16 protein-coding genes and 1 tRNA gene are annotated in these 16,374 nt (G+C 39.6%); 7 read left to right on the top strand and 10 right to left on the bottom strand.

Annotation, left to right across the window (positions count from 1 at the left end; all coding sequences use genetic code 11):
• Positions 1 to 129: 129 nt before the first annotated feature.
• From AY606_RS13075 to AY606_RS13095, 5 genes are all read right to left on the bottom strand, one after another.
• Positions 130 to 1,917, bottom strand: coding sequence for a DUF2326 domain-containing protein (locus AY606_RS13075; RefSeq protein ID WP_067869454.1), 1,788 nt, complete (start codon positions 1,915 to 1,917; stop codon positions 130 to 132).
• Complete coding sequence (locus AY606_RS13080) at positions 1,914 to 2,156, bottom strand: ABC-three component system middle component 8 (RefSeq protein WP_067869457.1); 243 nt, start codon at positions 2,154 to 2,156, stop codon at positions 1,914 to 1,916. Before AY606_RS13080 ends, AY606_RS13075 begins: the two co-directional genes overlap by 4 nt.
• Positions 2,153 to 3,127, bottom strand: a complete 975-nt coding sequence (locus AY606_RS13085; RefSeq protein WP_067869460.1) for an ABC-three component system protein — start codon at positions 3,125 to 3,127, stop codon at positions 2,153 to 2,155. Before AY606_RS13085 ends, AY606_RS13080 begins: the two co-directional genes overlap by 4 nt.
• 224 nt (positions 3,128 to 3,351) lie before the next feature.
• Entirely contained in the window at positions 3,352 to 4,521 is a 1,170-nt protein-coding gene (locus AY606_RS13090) for a tyrosine-type recombinase/integrase (protein ID WP_067869463.1), read from the bottom strand.
• A 183-nt stretch (positions 4,522 to 4,704) separates the two neighbouring features.
• Positions 4,705 to 4,794: transfer RNA gene (locus tag AY606_RS13095), tRNA-Ser, on the bottom strand.
• 122 nt (positions 4,795 to 4,916) lie between these two features.
• On the opposite strand from AY606_RS13095, the gene AY606_RS13100 reads away from it, so the two are divergent.
• Positions 4,917 to 6,797 carry a potassium transporter Kup gene (locus tag AY606_RS13100; RefSeq protein ID WP_067869466.1) on the top strand — a complete coding sequence of 627 codons (1,881 nt, stop codon included), beginning with the start codon at positions 4,917 to 4,919 and terminating at the stop codon, positions 6,795 to 6,797.
• Between the two features lie 89 nt (positions 6,798 to 6,886).
• Here AY606_RS13100 and AY606_RS13105 read toward each other — a convergent pair whose 3' ends face one another.
• Complete coding sequence (locus AY606_RS13105; protein WP_067869469.1) at positions 6,887 to 7,627, bottom strand: hypothetical protein; 741 nt, start codon at positions 7,625 to 7,627, stop codon at positions 6,887 to 6,889.
• Positions 7,628 to 7,881: 254 nt separating this feature from the next.
• On the opposite strand from AY606_RS13105, the gene AY606_RS13110 reads away from it, so the two are divergent.
• Entirely contained in the window at positions 7,882 to 9,000 is a 1,119-nt protein-coding gene (locus tag AY606_RS13110; protein ID WP_067869472.1) for a DNA/RNA non-specific endonuclease, read from the top strand.
• A gap of 69 nt (positions 9,001 to 9,069) precedes the next feature.
• Positions 9,070 to 9,315, top strand: coding sequence for a hypothetical protein (locus AY606_RS13115; protein WP_067869475.1), 246 nt, complete (start codon positions 9,070 to 9,072; stop codon positions 9,313 to 9,315).
• Between the two features lie 173 nt (positions 9,316 to 9,488).
• Here the strand turns inward: AY606_RS13115 and AY606_RS13120 are convergent, their stop codons facing one another.
• Positions 9,489 to 10,487 (bottom strand): AraC family transcriptional regulator, encoded by a 999-nt coding sequence (locus AY606_RS13120; protein WP_067869477.1) that lies wholly within the window; start codon positions 10,485 to 10,487, stop codon positions 9,489 to 9,491.
• Between the two features lie 103 nt (positions 10,488 to 10,590).
• Here AY606_RS13120 and AY606_RS13125 point away from each other — a divergent pair, with 103 nt between their 5' ends.
• Positions 10,591 to 11,178 (top strand): hypothetical protein, encoded by a 588-nt coding sequence (locus AY606_RS13125; RefSeq protein ID WP_067869480.1) that lies wholly within the window; start codon positions 10,591 to 10,593, stop codon positions 11,176 to 11,178.
• Between the two features lie 388 nt (positions 11,179 to 11,566).
• On the opposite strand, the gene hisF is transcribed toward AY606_RS13125, so the two are convergent.
• Positions 11,567 to 12,325, bottom strand: coding sequence for an imidazole glycerol phosphate synthase subunit HisF (gene hisF, locus AY606_RS13130; protein WP_067869483.1), 759 nt, complete (start codon positions 12,323 to 12,325; stop codon positions 11,567 to 11,569).
• Between the two features lie 113 nt (positions 12,326 to 12,438).
• Between hisF and AY606_RS13135 the strand changes: the two genes are divergently transcribed.
• From AY606_RS13135 to AY606_RS13145, 3 genes are read left to right on the top strand one after another with little or no spacing between them, the layout of a single operon-like run.
• The gene (locus AY606_RS13135) at positions 12,439 to 13,389 is read left to right on the top strand and encodes a homoserine kinase (protein ID WP_067869487.1); all 951 of its coding nucleotides are present in this window, start codon (positions 12,439 to 12,441) and stop codon (positions 13,387 to 13,389) included.
• 18 nt (positions 13,390 to 13,407) lie between these two features.
• Entirely contained in the window at positions 13,408 to 14,031 is a 624-nt protein-coding gene (locus AY606_RS13140; RefSeq protein ID WP_067869490.1) for a DUF1294 domain-containing protein, read from the top strand.
• Positions 14,032 to 14,061: 30 nt separating this feature from the next.
• On the top strand, positions 14,062 to 14,454 hold the full coding sequence (locus AY606_RS13145) for a DUF4870 family protein (RefSeq protein ID WP_067869494.1): 393 nt from the start codon (positions 14,062 to 14,064) through the stop codon (positions 14,452 to 14,454).
• 178 nt (positions 14,455 to 14,632) lie between these two features.
• On the opposite strand, the gene AY606_RS13150 is transcribed toward AY606_RS13145, so the two are convergent.
• Positions 14,633 to 15,535 (bottom strand): DMT family transporter, encoded by a 903-nt coding sequence (locus AY606_RS13150; protein WP_067869497.1) that lies wholly within the window; start codon positions 15,533 to 15,535, stop codon positions 14,633 to 14,635.
• 69 nt (positions 15,536 to 15,604) lie between these two features.
• Positions 15,605 to 16,336 (bottom strand): 1-(5-phosphoribosyl)-5-[(5-phosphoribosylamino)methylideneamino]imidazole-4-carboxamide isomerase, encoded by a 732-nt coding sequence (gene hisA, locus AY606_RS13155; RefSeq protein ID WP_067869500.1) that lies wholly within the window; start codon positions 16,334 to 16,336, stop codon positions 15,605 to 15,607.
• Positions 16,337 to 16,374: the final 38 nt, after the last annotated feature.

Here is a 16,374-nt window from a genome sequence, read left to right on the forward strand (position 1 = left end):
AATATATAAGTAGCTGGAATGATAAATATTTAACCCTGTTATTTAAATCCTTTTAGGAGTAGGAAAATTTAATCTTCCAAGGTTTATATGTGTTAGTTCAGACTTAATCTGAACTAACACAGTTTCGGGTTACCATGTTTGCATTTTAAATAATCTACCTTTTTCTCCATCGTCATGTAGAAGAACAGTAATTTCTGTGTCAGCAATCCACTCACGAACTTTTTCATAATCATTTGGTGTATCTGATTCAATCATAGTAATGACTTGTTGGATTCCTTCATTTCCAAGAGAGCGCATCTCTTTAAGTAGATTTTCTTTCTTCCTATCATCCAAAGTTTCAAAAACTCCGTCATGAAAGACGAAATGAGGGAAATTTTTAGTTTGATAAGTTTTTAGTAGTGCTAAGTCAAAGGCAATACATAATAGTTTTTTATAAGAATTACCTTTATCAGCACTTGTTTTGTTTCCTGTAGAATCAAGAAGGTTTGCAGAAAAGCTAACATGATTTTCATTATTGAGATTCACAGAGATCATGGCTGGTTCTGAAATTACAGAATTGACTAAATCGCTAAAATATAGTCGAATATTCGCAAATGCAGATTCAGAGTTTGAAGCTGTATTTGATTCAATACTATTTTCTATTGTTGATATTACTTTTTCGTAATCTGATTCTTTTATGCGAATCAAATTTTGTATTTCTTTGGCTTCTTGAAATACTAGGCTTTGATCTTGAAGATAAGAAATATTGCTTTTAATAGTAGCAATTTCATTAGCAAGAATTTTATATTTATCTAAAATATCATTAGAATTTAACAGCTCTAAGCTTTCAGAACGTTGAATATTTAAGTCTTTTAGAGAGTTAGATAATTCATTAATTTGCTGTTCAAGTCGGTTTTTTTCTTTTAATAAGAAAGAACGTCGTTCTTTCAAAATATCATTGTGAAACTCAATCAACTGGTTGTAATCCTTAACAACCTGATCATTAAAAATAATCCCAATATCTTGAAAAAGCTGTTGAGTTTCTTTTACATTAAATTTGATTTTTGAATCAGACAATGAAATGTTGATTTGGTCTAAATTAGCTTTTTGATAGTACAGATCATTATTGATCTTACGGATATCTTTTCCAAATTGCTTCACTAAATTGTCAGTAGTAATTTGATCAACAGAACTAAAGTCTAGAGAATTCAATTGATCCTCTTTAATCTTTAGGGTCTGATTTTTAATTGCAATTAAACCTTCAATTTCGGATATATTTTTTGCTTCAACAGTAGGTAAGATTTTTTTCTTCTTATCTTTAAGATCTTCTAATTCAGATTCAATCTCATACGACTGTTCAATTGCTTGAGAGTCTAAACCTAAGATTTTAGCTAATAATGGTTTCCATTGAGAATGTGCCCCTTTAAAACCTAGGTCAAATGGGTCATCAAAATCATTTTGACTTCTTAGTAAATATCCAATCACTTTCCTGAAAGAGTAAGGGGAAATTTCCGTTAAGTTTAAATAGCTATCTAATAAATGCTTCGATTTATCATATCCAACTTCAAAATGATCCCATTGATCATCGGGAATATTTTTATAGTCTTGAAACTTTTCTTTATGCTGTTTAAAACTGAATTTTGAGCCATTTTCTACACTTCTTCGAATTGTGAGAAACGTTCCAGTTTGTAATTCAATTTCAAGAAAAAAAATAAACGATTCAAATTGTTTATTAGCAAACAAGAAGAAGTCTTTATCCTTTTTTGAAACTAAGCAAAAATTAATTAGGTCTCTAAGTGTCGATTTTCCTAAATTATGAGTATCTTTTTCAGTATTTGTTAATAGTCGAATTTCAGCTAAGACAACATTCAATCCACTATTAAAGTTAATGTCATCAAAATACTTTTGTTGATTACTGTATAATTTAGATAATTTCATGAATCAATGAACTCAATTGAGTCTGTTTTGATATGGTATTTAATTTTACCTAATAAAAACAAAATGCTAAGTGCTGGTATGAATAAAAATTCGCCGCCTTCAATGTTTTTCTCTATAAAAGATTTCAACTCATTAAAGTTACAAATTCTATTCTTTGCTAAATATTTAAGCATTAAAGTAGCTGCATAAATTGCAGTTTGGTCTGGGTTTGTGTGTTTAGTTGGTAATACATAGCTCATGATTCAACCAATCCGATATCACAATTCCAATACATATAAAATACTACAATATGAGTTAAAGACTGTGCTTCTTTTTGACGTAAAAATTTACTTCTGCTTTTAATAATATCTAAAAGTAAGTTGTATAGATCATCAAAGCGTTCGTACTGAGCAATTTTTGCGAGTACTTTAACTTGGAAGTCTTCAACTAAATTGGTATACATTTCCCTAATTTCATTATTAGCTGGGTTCTGTAAAAATTTATCAATTACAGAGGTATAACTTAAATACTTACCTAGTAAATAATTTGATGTAGCCTCTGAAAAATTATTTAGTTCATTCTTCTTTTTAAAAGTTGTTCTTTTTGTAGGATGGTCTTCTGGAATTTTTCCTGCTAATTCTTTACTTAGTTCTTCACATCCTTGGTGTAGATGTTGAATAAACTCACTCAAAGCAGATGGATTAATGTTGATTGGGAAATTTGATGGTTTTAAATCAACTTTGTCTGGGATATCAGAAAAATCTTCTAAGCAACTCTCTATATATTCTATTCCTGCTAAAAATATGTTCTCGCAAGGAATTCCTGTATGGATATTTATTAGGGCTCTAATTTTTTCTTCTGCAATTCCGCCTAGCTTTCTATTTGCAAAAAGCATGTAGTTCTGGAGTTCACCACGTTCAAATAATTTTTTTACTTTATCTAATTCTTTATAAATTGTGCATGATTCTACACCTTCCTTAAAGAAATCAGGGTCACTAAATGACGTATTATATCCTGCAGTAAACTTTGCTTGGATTACAGTTATACCTTCCCAGGGATTTGCGGTACTCGGAAATAGAGTTGCTTTTCCGTGAAATTTTGCATCCCTTCCACCATCTTTACCTGGTGCAAAACCCTGAATGCCAATCCCAAAAAGTTTTTTACAAATCTGGACAACCAACCTTTCAAAATTGTCATCACCAATTTCTTCATATCGATAATTTAAATACATAAGTTCTCTGGTCGCAAAATTTTTAAATGTTTACTGAGTGGTTTGGAGAAGACAAAAATAATTAGATCTAATTTTACTAGTTTTCTAATCAATCAGTAACTGTGTAGCTGGAGTGACTTCTATTTTTAGTGTAATTCATAGCAAAAAAATGTCGGAAAATCTATATTTTATAAAATACGTGTTAAAAAAATGGAGATAAAAGGGAAGTATATTTTATTAAAAAATTAGAGATTCCTCCTCAACTCATCAATAAAATCAGCCCAGTCCTGCATCATCTTTGTTCTGTATTCTAAGTGTTGAGCATGGTTATACGCTTGTGACACGGCGTTACCTACTCGATGCGCTAACTGAATTTCAATTGCATCATGCATGTAGCCTTTTTCATGCAACGTTGTTGATGCAAGCCCACGGAAGCCATGTCCAGTCATCTTGCCGTTATAGCCCATTGTACGAATCACACAGAGTAGGGCATTGCTGCTCATGGGTTTTGCCGTGCTGTGGTTATAAAAGACATGCTGCTTATTGCCTGTGAGAGGCCGTAGCCCTTCAATGAGTTCTATAGCCTGCCTAGATAATGGAACAATATGAGGCTGCGCCATTTTCATTTTATGTGCTGGAATTCTCCATAAATGATTATCAAAATCAATCTCATTCCACGCCATCATTCTCAGCTCAGCTGTACGTACAAAAGTTAACGTCATCAGCTGTATAGCTGTCTTAATCATTGGGTTGCCATGATAGCGATCCATACGCTCAAGGAAGGGCGGAAACTCAGAAATATCTAAGCGGGCCATATGCTTTGTTTTTCTCGGTTTTAAGGCTTCTCCTAAGTGCGGAGTCGGGTCATTCTCAATCAGGCCTTTACGGATAGCAAAACGAAATATACGACCAGTGAGAGGTATAGACCGCTTAGCCATTTCTAGTGCGCCGCGAGCTTCGATTTTTTTGGCGCAGGCGAGCACATCTTTGCCTTTGATTTGATCAATGGGCATATTGCCTAAGGCGGGGAACAGGTCTTTTTCAAATACAGAGAGATCACGTAAGTACGTGGTTTCTTTAATGACAGGTTTGCGGTCTTCCATCCACTCTGTTGCAAGCGCTTTAAAAAGCGTGTTTTCATCGGCATGCAATTTTTTTTGCTTCTTGGCCTCATTGGGATTGATCCCATCTTTAAGCCTTAAGCGCGCTTCGTCTCTGGCGCGGCGGGCTTGCGCAAGCGTGGTTTCTGGATATGAACCAATACTGAAGATATTTTCTTTACCATTGAAGCGAAACTTCATCCGCCAATGCATACCGCCAGAAGGTGTGACTTCCAAGTACATGCCTTTTTCATCAGCATATTTAGTTTTCTTTTCCGCTGGTTTGATTTTTCTAACAAAAGCATCTGTAAGCATTGCAATGGTTTCCGTAGAAATCTGGGGGTATAAAAATAGGGGTAAATTATTATACCCCCAGTTATACCCCCGACTAGATCGGGATTGCAACAGATAAAGTTGATACTATCAGACACAAAAAAAGCCTAAACCCTTTAGATTTAAGCTTTTTAAGACCTCGTGAATCATCATGAGAGTAAAATGTGGCGGTGAGAGAGGGATTCGAACCCTCGATACGCGCAAACGTATACACACTTTCCAGGCGTGCTCCTTAAGCCACTCGGACACCTCACCATTGCGCCGCGATAATAACGAAAAAAAGCCACGCTGCCAAGCTGAAACAATTGATTTAAAGCAAAAGTTTTATCTCGGTGATATCATGGCGAAAAAATAGTGGCACAAAACGAAGACAAAATATGCAAAGTACTGCAAAGAAAGCCGCCTTGCCTGTGATTACCCTCGCAGCGCTTGGGGTTGTATTCGGAGACATTGGTACCAGTCCACTGTATGCCCTTAGGCAATGTTTCCTCACCGCCCATCTCGCTATTAGTGAAGCATCGGTCCTTGGGATTTTATCGCTGATCTTCTGGTGCATGATGCTGACGATTAGTTTCAAATACGTGACCATCATTATGCGTGCCGACAATAATGGTGAAGGCGGGATTATGTCGTTATTGGCATTGAACCTGCGGACCTCACGTATTGCCGAGAACAAGAAGATTTACCTGATTGCTTTAGGGTTTATTGGCGCATCACTGTTTTTTGGTGACGGCATTATTACTCCGGCAATTTCCGTCTTGTCCGCTATTGAAGGCTTGAGTATTGCGACACCCATGTTTAACCAGTGGTTAATGCCTTTAGCCATTGGTATTTTGGCTGGATTATTTCTGGTACAGCGGCATGGCACCGCGACCATGGGAAAATTCTTTGGTCCGTTAACTCTGGTTTGGTTTTTATCCATTGGTGCGCTGGGGGTGTGGAGTATTATCCAAACCCCGTTCGTGTTGACCATGGTAAGTCCACATTGGGCTTTTAAATTTATTGTCCATCAACCCTATGTGGCATTCCTGACCATGGGGGCAGTTATTCTGACCATAACCGGTGGCGAAGCTCTATATGCCGATATGGGGCATTTTGGTCGCTTACCGATTCGTCTGGCTTGGTTCATTATTGTTTTACCATGTCTACTGTTTAACTATGCAGGACAGGGAGCTTTGTTACTGCGTAACCCAGATGCCATTGCCAATCCATTCTATATGCTGGTTCCAGATTGGGCTTTATTTCCCATGATTGGCCTGGCGACTGCTGCGGCAGTCATTGCATCACAAGCAGTGATTACTGGCGTATTCTCCATGACCAATCAGGCGATTCAACTACGCTATTTGCCGCGCTTAACCGTACATCACACTTCGGATGTGGAGCAAGGGCAAATCTATTTGCCGTTCATCAACTGGGTGTTATTCATTTCGGTAGTTATCCTGATTTTGCTGTTTGAAAGTAGTGCCAGTTTAGCCAGTGCTTATGGTGTAGCGGTCACTATGACCATGCTCTGCGGTACGATTTTAATTTCATTTCTTGCTTACGGTTTTTGGCGTTGGCCAGTCTGGAAAGTTATGTTATTTGCCGTACCATTCTTATTGATTGATTTAGTTTTTGTGGCCTCAACCTCATTAAAAATCATTTCTGGAGGATGGGTGCCAATTCTGATCGGCGCTGCGGTGTATACCCTTTTAATGACCTGGAAAGCGGGACGAGAAATTGTACTGGCACGTTTAGAAAAAGATGCTCTACCGATAGATCTGTTTATTAAAAGTATTAGCATGAGCGCGGAAACTCAATTTGTTCCTGGCTCAGCGGTCTTTCTAACCGGTACACCCAATATCGTGCCGCATGCCATGTTGCACAATATCAAGCATAACAAGGTACTGCATGAATTGAATATTATGGTGACAGTCATCACCCGTGATATTCCTTATGTATCCAAAGAAGAGCGCACCCAAGTTGAAAAACTGGACAATCGTTTTTATCGTATTTCACTATATTACGGTTTTAAAGATATACCCAATATTCCTGAGGCACTGGAACAGGCATATCAACACTTAGGTTTTGACTTCGACATGATGCAAATAAGCTTCTTTATTTCGCGTGACCGCCTGATTCATACAGTTGGAGAAGGTTTGTCTCCTTGGCGTGAAAAACTGTTTATTTCCATGCAGCGTAATACCAGTCCAGTCAGCGATTTTTATCAAATCCCCCCTAATCGGGTGGTTGAGCTGGGCAGTCAAATCGAAATCTGATGATTAGAAATGACAGACAATAAAAAAACCAAGGTGGAAAATCCTTGGTTTTTTTATCTGGAGGAGAGAAGCCCTGAAAAAGAGAGCGATTAGTTCTCTGTTTGTTCTACAGCAGGCGCTTCTGGAGAAGCATTTATTGGTGCATCGGTAAGATCAGTCTCTGGTGTAGCTTGTACTGCGTCATTATCAGTTTGCGCAGCTTCAGGTGTAGCGGCGAAAGCTTCATTTGTTTCTGCTGTATTCACTGGTGCTGCAGAAACAGCTTCATTGGTCACATCTGTTTGCGACATATCAGCCGCATTGACTGGTGTATCTGTAGAAGATGAAAGCATCGATGCAGCAGCCACATTTTCATTAGTTTCATTCACGGGCGCTTGAGCAGCAGCTTCTTGACTCATGACTTGTTCAGCTTGTTGTGCAGCCAATTCAGCATTCGGTTGCATTGGGTCTGCATTTTCAGATGCAGCTTGAGCTGTTTGCTCAACAGCAGGAGCATTTGCTTGTTCTGGAGATACTTCAGCAGCTTGAGCCGTAGTATTCATATCTTGTGTAGTTTGTGCTGCAGTTTGATCTGTAGTGACCATACTTTGAGATTCAGTCTCAGATCCAGCTTGAGCAGGTTCAGCAGTGATTTGACTTGCATCAACAAGACGGATTTGACCGCTTGCCACTAAGTCTTGAATTGAACCTGCTTGACCATTCACGGTAGTAGTCACTTTAACTTTAGATAAACTTTCTAAAGAATCGCCAGGTTGGATTGCGGGTTCTGCGAATGCAGTTGCACTCATTAATCCTGTTATGAGACTTAAACCTAAAAGCTTCGAATGCATAAAATACTCCGTAGAAATGATAATTCCGAATCTTGCATGCTTTCACCTTGTCATAATCAGGATCGGTTTTTCAATCAAACATACGTAAAGTCATTAAGAGTCTTTATAAAAACCTTAGAAAATAAGACATATTGTTACAACAACAGTGCTTTTGTTGAGCAGGTTTTGCCTAAATGTTAAACAAACAACTTTTGCTACATATACTTCATTTTCGCGGCTTGTTAAGCTCGTTAAAAATGAGTGTTTATCTAGAAATGGCCATTAGAAAACGTAAAACCAGTAAATCTTGGGTTCAACTTTTAAATCAAAATAGCTTAAAAATTATTTTGGGTTTGGTCGCGACCAGTAGTTTTGCGATTGCGTTTGGACAGGAAAAAATCCAGCAATTTGTTTCATTGCCATCTTCATCCAGTTCGGCGTGTTTAGATCAATTTTATCGTGATATTCCACCTTATTTAGTAAAAGAAAGCCTTAATAAAAATACTTATCCGCTGTGTTTTAATGGCTTTAATGTGATGTATTCAGGCGTATCGAAAACCCCTTTGTGGGTTGCTGAAGCCTTGACTCCGCAACGTTTAAGTCAAAAAATTCCGCGTGAAGACAGTTTTCATGAAGAATCCAAAGTCAAAGTAGAACATCAGGCGACATTATCGGATTATAAAGCGTCCGGTTATGATCGTGGACATATGGCACCCAATGCAGATATGCCTACCAAAGCTGCGCAAAATGACAGTTTTTCTTTAGCCAATATGGTGCCGCAAGCACCTAAAAATAATCAGCAAGTCTGGCGTGAGTTAGAGGAAGCGACGCGCGCGATTGTGACCAAGCAGAAACAAGAGGTTTATGTCGTTACTGGCCCCGTATTTACTGCTAAAAAACTCAAAACCATTGGTAAGGGGGTCATTGTTCCCACAGCGACCTATAAAGCCGTTTATATGCCAAAAACAGGGGCGGCAGGTGTGTATTATGCCGACAATACCCTAAAAAGTACTGCCCCAAAAGTGCAGGTGATTAGCATATGTGCTTTGGAGGATCTTACTGGAATCAATATTTTTCCTCAGCTAACAGAAGACCAAAAGCGTAATACTTACAATTTGCCATTAAGGGCAAGTGCGGTCAAAGCGACTCAGAAAATTGCCTATTCACATTGGGATGCAGAAAGTCAATGTGCCGAAGAAGTGAGTGCAGATGCACTGACTGCTTTGCAGAAACAGTTTAAATCATCCTCGGTAAAATCGTCTTCAATCGCGAAGACTGCACCATCGGGTGAGAACCAGAATGCAGCTCCAGCGCTTGATCCAAATACCCAAGATACGATTGTTAAACAATTGATTGAAGGACTTTTACAGTATATTTTACAGTTGTTGAAATAAGCAGTTTTTAGGTAGGATAAGAGGAGTTGTCCTACTTTTTAAATAACAACAAAGACAAGTGAGAATATAATGTTTAAGCCCTTTGAAAATGGTACCGAATCACATGCGATTCACGACCTCACTTTGGAAAACCAAGAAGATTGCGTCAGTATTTATGGCAACTTGCAGTTGACTAAAGATCGGGCTGGCTTACAGGCTGCCAAAGCTTTACAGGCATTTTTAAATGATGTCGTCAGTGCTCTAGAGAGTGAACCGAATTTGCCTGAAAAAATTGATCGGCAAGATGAACAGGAAATTGAAAATCCATTTTTATAAAATATAATCCCTCATTATGTTCCATGTGGAACATAAAAAAGCTCACATAATGTGAGCTTTTTTTATGGAGCTTGTTTTAGTCTTTTTCAGGAGTCACTACTTTATCAATAAACATTTCTCAATCACAACAGCATGAATAGAAATGACACTTGTATGACTGAAATCAGCTTTTATCAGTATTGCTGTTGTCGCCATTGTTGTGGTGTAAAGCCAGTCCATTGTTTGAAGGCACGCTGGAAGGCACTTTGTTCAGAATAGCTCAGCAATAAAGCAATTTCTTGCAGGCTCAAATGTGGATCTTTTAAATATTGTTCTGCCAATAGATGTCGAACTTCTTGCATGCGTTGCTGATAAGTAGTGCCTTGTTGTTGTAAATGACGTTGCAGCTGGCGTACCGACATGTTTAATTGCTGCGCAATAGCTTCGATTTGATACAGGTTTTTTTGTATGCCGGTTAGAATTGCCTGTTGTAGCCGTTGATCCATTTGGGTGGAATGAGGAAGCTTGTCTAAAAGAGACCGAGCTTGCTGCATCAGTAAATTTTGCAGAGTTTGATCACCCAGACGAAATGATTTGGCAAGCTCAGACACAGGTAAAATAATTTGTGCGACGGGTTGTGAAAAGCGAACTTTGCAATGGAAATATTGCTCATATAATGCAATATTTTTGGGTGCTGGATGGACAAAATGAACTTCATGTACGTGAATATCATCAAAGTCCATAAAGTATTTTAGAAACTGTAACATCAACGCGATCGCAAGTTCATGCGTGACTTGGGTGGTAAGATGAAAGGGAATATCTCCCCAGCCAATTGCTAAGTAGTCTCCAAGTATGTTGGCATGTAGGGGGCTGCCATCATAAATCAGGCGATGAAAATCATAATAACGTTGTAAAGCCTCAGCTAGGGTATTACAGGATAGGGCAATATAAGCAATGATGCCCAAATGTTTCGGTTGCACAGAGTCGGCAATATCTAAGCCCAGTGCCGGCATTTGAGTATGCTGTTGCATGTCTGTCAGCAAGTCACGAAAAATACTGAAGTCAAAGCGTTCCAGGTTTTGAACCTGTTGCAGTTTTTCAGAAATCACTAAGCCTTTGGCTTGGCTATAGGCATAAAGTAAATGCCCAAGTCCACCATAAACAGAGCCGGTATAATCTTTAAATTGCTGCATTATGATCTTTTTATTGTCGTAATTTATCAATGAATTTTTATGTTAAGGTCAATATTTAGCACAGTTCATTGTCTATATTCAATACAATTGATGGAGAAATGATATGTGGAAAGGTTTTTTATTTGGATTGGTTGTGGCCAATGGCTTTGAATGGGTGGCGCACAAATATATTTTGCATGGTACCCATCGTCATGGAAAGCCACGGTATAGTCCTGTACCTGAAAGCATGAAATCACATTGGGAACATCATCGTGAAGTTCGAAAAACGGCATTTCATGACTATGGCTATGTCGAAGGCATTTCAAACTGGCGCACCAAAAATGAAATCCTTTCTCTGGCAGTGGTGGCGACAACTACCAGTTTAATGTTTTATCCTGTCTCGAAAGGCATGGCTGTGGCCGCGGTCTACAGTGCCTGCAATTATTACTATATTCATCGTCGTGCCCATTTAGAGCCAGACTGGGCAATGAAAAAAATCCCCTGGCATTATGATCATCATATGAACTCAAATCAGGATGCCAACTGGTGTGTGACCAAACCCTGGTTTGATTATGTGCTCGGAACCCGGGTGATTTCATCAAAAGATTTGCAAGAACAGAATCCGCTGGGTATTACATTAGCGCAACCTATCTCAAAGGTATTGAATTTTATCTCGGCCACTTACTTTCCTGCAAAATGGATAGAAAAGTGATGCAATGATCAGTGGAGATATAAAAATATAGCGCTTAGACGTTTTTAGTTTTATTGAGTTTAAATTAATTTTTTGATTTTAAATAGACTATTGCTGTTGGTCTATTAAAGTAATGTCGTAAATTGTCAACGTTATTGGCATTAATGGTCAATATTCCAAGGCTTTTTTATTCTATATTTGCCGCATCGTTAAGTTGTAAGCAAACTTGACCTAGTTAGTGTATCTAGTCTGGTGTTTTATCTTGCAAGAAACCACGCGCTGTAGTTTTCTTGGGTTTATAGGGAGTCTCTAAGACTCCCTTTTTTTATCTAAAATTTTTATTAATACTTCATTAAAATAAAAAAGAGTATTTTAAAAACACTCTTTTTGATAAGAAGGTATTAAAGTTTTACAGGCGCATTTCGATGCCTTGTGCAGCTAGATATTGTTTTGCTTCAGGAATGGTATGTTGACCAAAGTGGAAAATAGAAGCGGCCAGAACTGCATCTGCTCCACCTTGCAAAATACCATCTGCTAAATGTTGTAAACAGCCGACACCGCCCGAAGCAATGGTCGGAATGTTCACGCGATTATTGATTTGACGCATGAGTTTGAGGTCATAACCAGATTTGGTGCCATCAGCATCCATAGAGGTAATCAGCAGTTCTCCGGCACCATATTCTGCCATTTTGACGGCCCATTCCAAGGCATCAATCCCGGTTGCTTTACGGCCACCATGGGTGAAGATTTCCCATTTATTGTGAGCCGTTTTTTTCGCATCAATGGCAACCACAATACACTGTGCGCCAAAGCGTTGTGATGCTTCTTGGACAAATTCCGGATTAAACACCGCAGCCGAGTTAATGCTGACTTTATCTGCGCCGGCATTGAGTAATGAGCGAATATCCTCAACTTTACGCACACCGCCACCTACGGTTAATGGAACGAATACACTTTCGGCCATACGTTCAACAGTACGGTAAGTGGTGTCACGGCCGCTCGAGGTTGCAGTAATGTCTAGGAAGGTAATTTCATCGGCACCTTGTTCGTTATAGCGACGTGCCACTTCAACCGGGTCGCCTGCGTCACGAATATCAAGGAATTGCACACCTTTCACCACTCGACCATTATCTACGTCAAGGCAAGGAATAATACGTTTAGCAAGCATAATTTTTTCCAAAAATAACAGCCGATTATGAAACTTCGCCACGAAGGTGCTACACCTTGGTAGTGGGAGCAGGTATTCTATCAAAATTATGTAAGTTTTTTTGCAGGTTTTCTATGTCGGTTTATACCCCTTTGACTTTACAGGAAGTTCAGGCTTTTGCAGCACCTTATGGATTAGACGTGGTTGACCTGATTCCCATTCAAGGAGGTATTCAAAACACAAACTATTTTTTAGTTTGTGAAAACGCCAAACATTATGTGCTGACTATATTCGAAGAGATGGATGAGCAAGGTGCAGGAGAATTGGTTCCGGTACTTGAGCATTTGGGTAAACAGGGTTTAGCGGTACCAGTGCCCTTAAATTATGCGGGTAAAGCTATTCATACGCTAAAAAATAAGCCTGCTCAAATTGCGCCGCGCATGATGGGTCAACATCCGATACCATCGACTGTGGAACAAGCACAAGCGATTGCCATTGCACAGGCGAAGATGCATATCGCATTACAAGATTTTCCTTTAGAACGGGCAGAATATCGTAATCATGATTATTGGTTACAAGTCGCCAAAGAATTAAAACCGACTTTAAATCCTGCGGATGCTATTTTATTGAGTGAAGTTCTGGGGCTATATGAGGCTTTAACCGCAGTCTATCCTGACCGCCCTAAAGGCTTTATTCATTCAGATTTGTTCCGTGACAACACCTTGTTTGAAGGGAATGAATTGAAGGGTATTCTAGATTTTTACGAACTGAATAAAGATGAATTCCTGTTTGATCTCGCGATAACTTTAAATGACTTCTGTAGCGAATATCCAGAGGTGCATTTAAATGAAGTTAAGGCACAAGCATTCTTGGAAGCGTATGAAACCGTACGTCCATTAACCGCTGATGAAAAAGCCTGTTTAGAGATATATTTGGCGATGGCAGCAGCTCGATTTTGGCTGATGCGTTTACAAGTGGCACAAAAAAATGCACAACAGGGACGTACTGGCGATGATATTTTGCAAAAAAATCCACAAGAGATGCGTAATATGCTGGTAGAAAGACTAAAATTTGTCACTGCTTAAAATAAATAGGAAATAAAAATGCGCGATCAGGGGCGATTAGTCGAATGGTTTGATGACAAAGGCTATGGTTTCATTCAACCGAATGATGCCTCGAAAGATCGCGTGTTTTTACACATCAAGGATTTTGCTCGTCAAGGCCCACGTCCTATTGTCGGCTGTGCACTGGAATATACGGTATTACTGGATGGGGAAGGGCGTTTCCGTGCGCAACAGGTAATGTATCTCAAAGCCTCGCAAACACAAAAAATACTGGCTAAACCGAAAAACCTAAATGGACAAACACAAAAATTAAAGCCGATGCAAATTGCCTGTGTAGCTTATATCTTGGCTTTGGCTGTTTTTACCATAGCCGGCTTGTTAAGTGGAATGGTGTTGTTATTTATCAGCATCATGAATGCCATGACCTATTGGATGTATGCGCAAGATAAAGAGGCGGCATTACTGGGTAATCGCCGTGTACCTGAACAGACTTTACATATTTTATCCTTTCTTGGAGGCTGGCCTACAGCATGGCTGGCACAGGAAAAATTGCGTCATAAAACACAAAAACAACCGTTTAGAAAGATTTATTTTTGTACTATAGGCTTAAACATTCTTTTGATTTTATGGCTAATTTCTCCTTTAAACTTCCTTAAGTTTTAAAGAAGAACAATTACTTTAGAAGGTCTTACAATGAATTATTCTATAGATAAAGACTCTAATCGTACTCTGACTTTAATTCTTTATGTCCTTTATATTATTGCTATTTTTTCAGCTGGTTTACTGGCAGTTATTGCATTAATCATTAACTATGTTAAACGTAGCGATGTACGCGGCTCTATTTTTGAAAGCCATTTTACCTGGCAAATCCGCACTTTTTGGTGGTATTTATTCTGGAATATTATTGCTTTTATTCCGTTCTTTTTCCTGTTTTTTACCGGTGAAAATACCGATCTTTTCGCAGGTGTTGCACTCATTGCAACTACATTCTGTCTTACGGTGATTGGTATTTCCTGGATCTGGATTGTCTATCGTGCTATTCGCGGTATTATTCGCTTGAATGATAATCAACCGATGTATCAATAATAACGACTGATAAATAAAAATAAAAAGGCAGCTTTAAGCTGCCTTTTTTAATAGCATCGTTCTGGCAATTGGTGGAGTACCTCTCCCTCGCAGAACATATTTTTTATTGCCTGATTTAGTTTATTCCTTCTTCCTATGCGAGAGAGCCAGGGTCAGGGAATAGAAAGCAATTAAACTCTTAAGAGCTTACTTGCTTATTTTTCTTGAAAAATCTCGGCTTCCATTCACTGACAATCACAGCCATCACCACCAATGCACCGCCTAAAATGGCAAGTATGGGTAAGCGTTCACCAGCCAGTCGTCCAATCAGGGCGGCCCAGACCGGTTCACCCGAATAGATAATAGCAGCTTGTGAAGGATCAACTTCGCGCTGCGCCCAGTTCATTACCAGCTGAATGGCTGCACTGGCCAAACCCAGTCCAGAGAGAATGATCAGAAGTGGCCAAGAAAATGCCGGATTCCACGCTTCACCCGTCACAGGCATCATGCAAAAAGCAAAAAGAGAAGCAAAGCCAAGCTGAATCACTGTTACTCGGTGGACATTGACTTTACCGGCAAAAAAACCAATCAGGATAATTTCAAGGGCGATGGCGATTGAACCGAGAAGGGTAATCAGCTGCCCAAAGTTCAGTTGTAGGTGTCCAAAGCCGTTGCCGGTCAAGAATACGAGACCGAGAAAAGCCAGTCCTGCACCGCACCAAGTCATAAATTGTGGCGTTTTAGCAAACAATAGCCACAACAGAAGCGGTACTAAGGGCACATACAGCGCGGTTAGAAAAGCTGATTCACTACTACTGATACTTTGTAGCCCAATGGTTTGAGTACCATAGCCAATCGCGATTACCAACCCAATCAATGCACCCGCAGCAATTTCTTTAAAGTTAATGCCACTTAGATCTTTCCAGGAAAAAAGACTGACAAACAGCATGGCTACAGCAAAACGACAGCCGACAAAAAACATCGGGCTAGCAAAATTTAAACCGTATTGCACGGTCAGGAATGATCCACCCCAAATGATGGTAATCAGAATTAAGGCAAGTTGTGGGGCTTTGGTTTTAAACCGAGAAGGAGCGTTTGACATGTCTATACAGCGAAGAAATTCATGGAAATAAAAAAGAGGTCCGAAGACCCCTTAAGGATGAATCAATACTTAGATGGATTGATCATCCCAAAGTGATTGCGCTTCACGAAGGTTTAATGTGCCTTCATAAATTGCACGACCGGTGATCGCACCTAAAATGCCTGGTTGGCCTTTTAAATTGCGCACGTCGTCAAGATTGGTTACACCGCCAGATGCAATTACAGGCAAACCTGAATAAGTTGCCAGGTTCACGGTCTGTTCGATATTGACACCTTGCATCATGCCGTCACGTGCGATGTCGGTATAAACAATGCTGGATACACCGGCATCGGCAAAGCATTTTGCCAGATCAGTCGCTTTTACGTCAGTGACATTTGCCCAGCCATCCGTTGCCACCATGCCATTCATGGCATCGATACCGACAATGATGTGACCGGCGAATTTTCTGCAGGCTTCTTCAACAAATTCAGGATCCTGAACTGCTTTAGTCCCGATAATGACAAAAGATACGCCAGCTTGTAGGTAATGCTCGATGGTTTCCAGCGAACGGATACCACCGCCAATCTGGATTGGTAAATCCGGCTGAGATCTAGCAATGGCTTCAACCACTGGCTTATGGATGGGCGTGCCGGCAAAAGCACCGTTTAAATCAACCAAATGTAAGCGGCGCGCGCCTTCATTTACCCAATGCTGTGCAGTTGCAACTGGATCGTCAGAAAATACGGTATCGTCTTCCATGCGGCCTTGTTTTAAACGAACACATTTGCCATCTTTCAGGTCAATTGCAGGGATGATCAGCATGCTTTCGCTCCTTGCCTAATCTCGTTAAAGTTATTGTT

The organism is Acinetobacter sp. SFB, from assembly GCF_001647545.1.
Taxonomy (GTDB): Bacteria; Pseudomonadota; Gammaproteobacteria; order Pseudomonadales; family Moraxellaceae; genus Acinetobacter.

Coding starts and splice junctions, on each gene's coding strand:
- AY606_RS13080 (WP_067869457.1), bottom strand. CDS start 2,156: ATGAGCTATGTATTACCAACTAAACACACAAACCCAGACCAAACTGCA.
- AY606_RS13135 (WP_067869487.1), top strand. CDS start 12,439: ATGTCGGTTTATACCCCTTTGACTTTACAGGAAGTTCAGGCTTTTGCA.
- AY606_RS13075 (WP_067869454.1), bottom strand. CDS start 1,917: ATGAAATTATCTAAATTATACAGTAATCAACAAAAGTATTTTGATGAC.
- AY606_RS13090 (WP_067869463.1), bottom strand. CDS start 4,521: ATGCTTACAGATGCTTTTGTTAGAAAAATCAAACCAGCGGAAAAGAAA.
- hisF (WP_067869483.1), bottom strand. CDS start 12,325: ATGCTTGCTAAACGTATTATTCCTTGCCTTGACGTAGATAATGGTCGA.
- AY606_RS13145 (WP_067869494.1), top strand. CDS start 14,062: ATGAATTATTCTATAGATAAAGACTCTAATCGTACTCTGACTTTAATT.
- AY606_RS13085 (WP_067869460.1), bottom strand. CDS start 3,127: ATGTATTTAAATTATCGATATGAAGAAATTGGTGATGACAATTTTGAA.
- AY606_RS13120 (WP_067869477.1), bottom strand. CDS start 10,487: ATGCAGCAATTTAAAGATTATACCGGCTCTGTTTATGGTGGACTTGGG.
- AY606_RS13100 (WP_067869466.1), top strand. CDS start 4,917: ATGCAAAGTACTGCAAAGAAAGCCGCCTTGCCTGTGATTACCCTCGCA.
- AY606_RS13110 (WP_067869472.1), top strand. CDS start 7,882: ATGGCCATTAGAAAACGTAAAACCAGTAAATCTTGGGTTCAACTTTTA.
- hisA (WP_067869500.1), bottom strand. CDS start 16,336: ATGCTGATCATCCCTGCAATTGACCTGAAAGATGGCAAATGTGTTCGT.
- AY606_RS13125 (WP_067869480.1), top strand. CDS start 10,591: ATGTGGAAAGGTTTTTTATTTGGATTGGTTGTGGCCAATGGCTTTGAA.
- AY606_RS13150 (WP_067869497.1), bottom strand. CDS start 15,535: ATGTCAAACGCTCCTTCTCGGTTTAAAACCAAAGCCCCACAACTTGCC.
- AY606_RS13115 (WP_067869475.1), top strand. CDS start 9,070: ATGTTTAAGCCCTTTGAAAATGGTACCGAATCACATGCGATTCACGAC.
- AY606_RS13105 (WP_067869469.1), bottom strand. CDS start 7,627: ATGCATTCGAAGCTTTTAGGTTTAAGTCTCATAACAGGATTAATGAGT.
- AY606_RS13140 (WP_067869490.1), top strand. CDS start 13,408: ATGCGCGATCAGGGGCGATTAGTCGAATGGTTTGATGACAAAGGCTAT.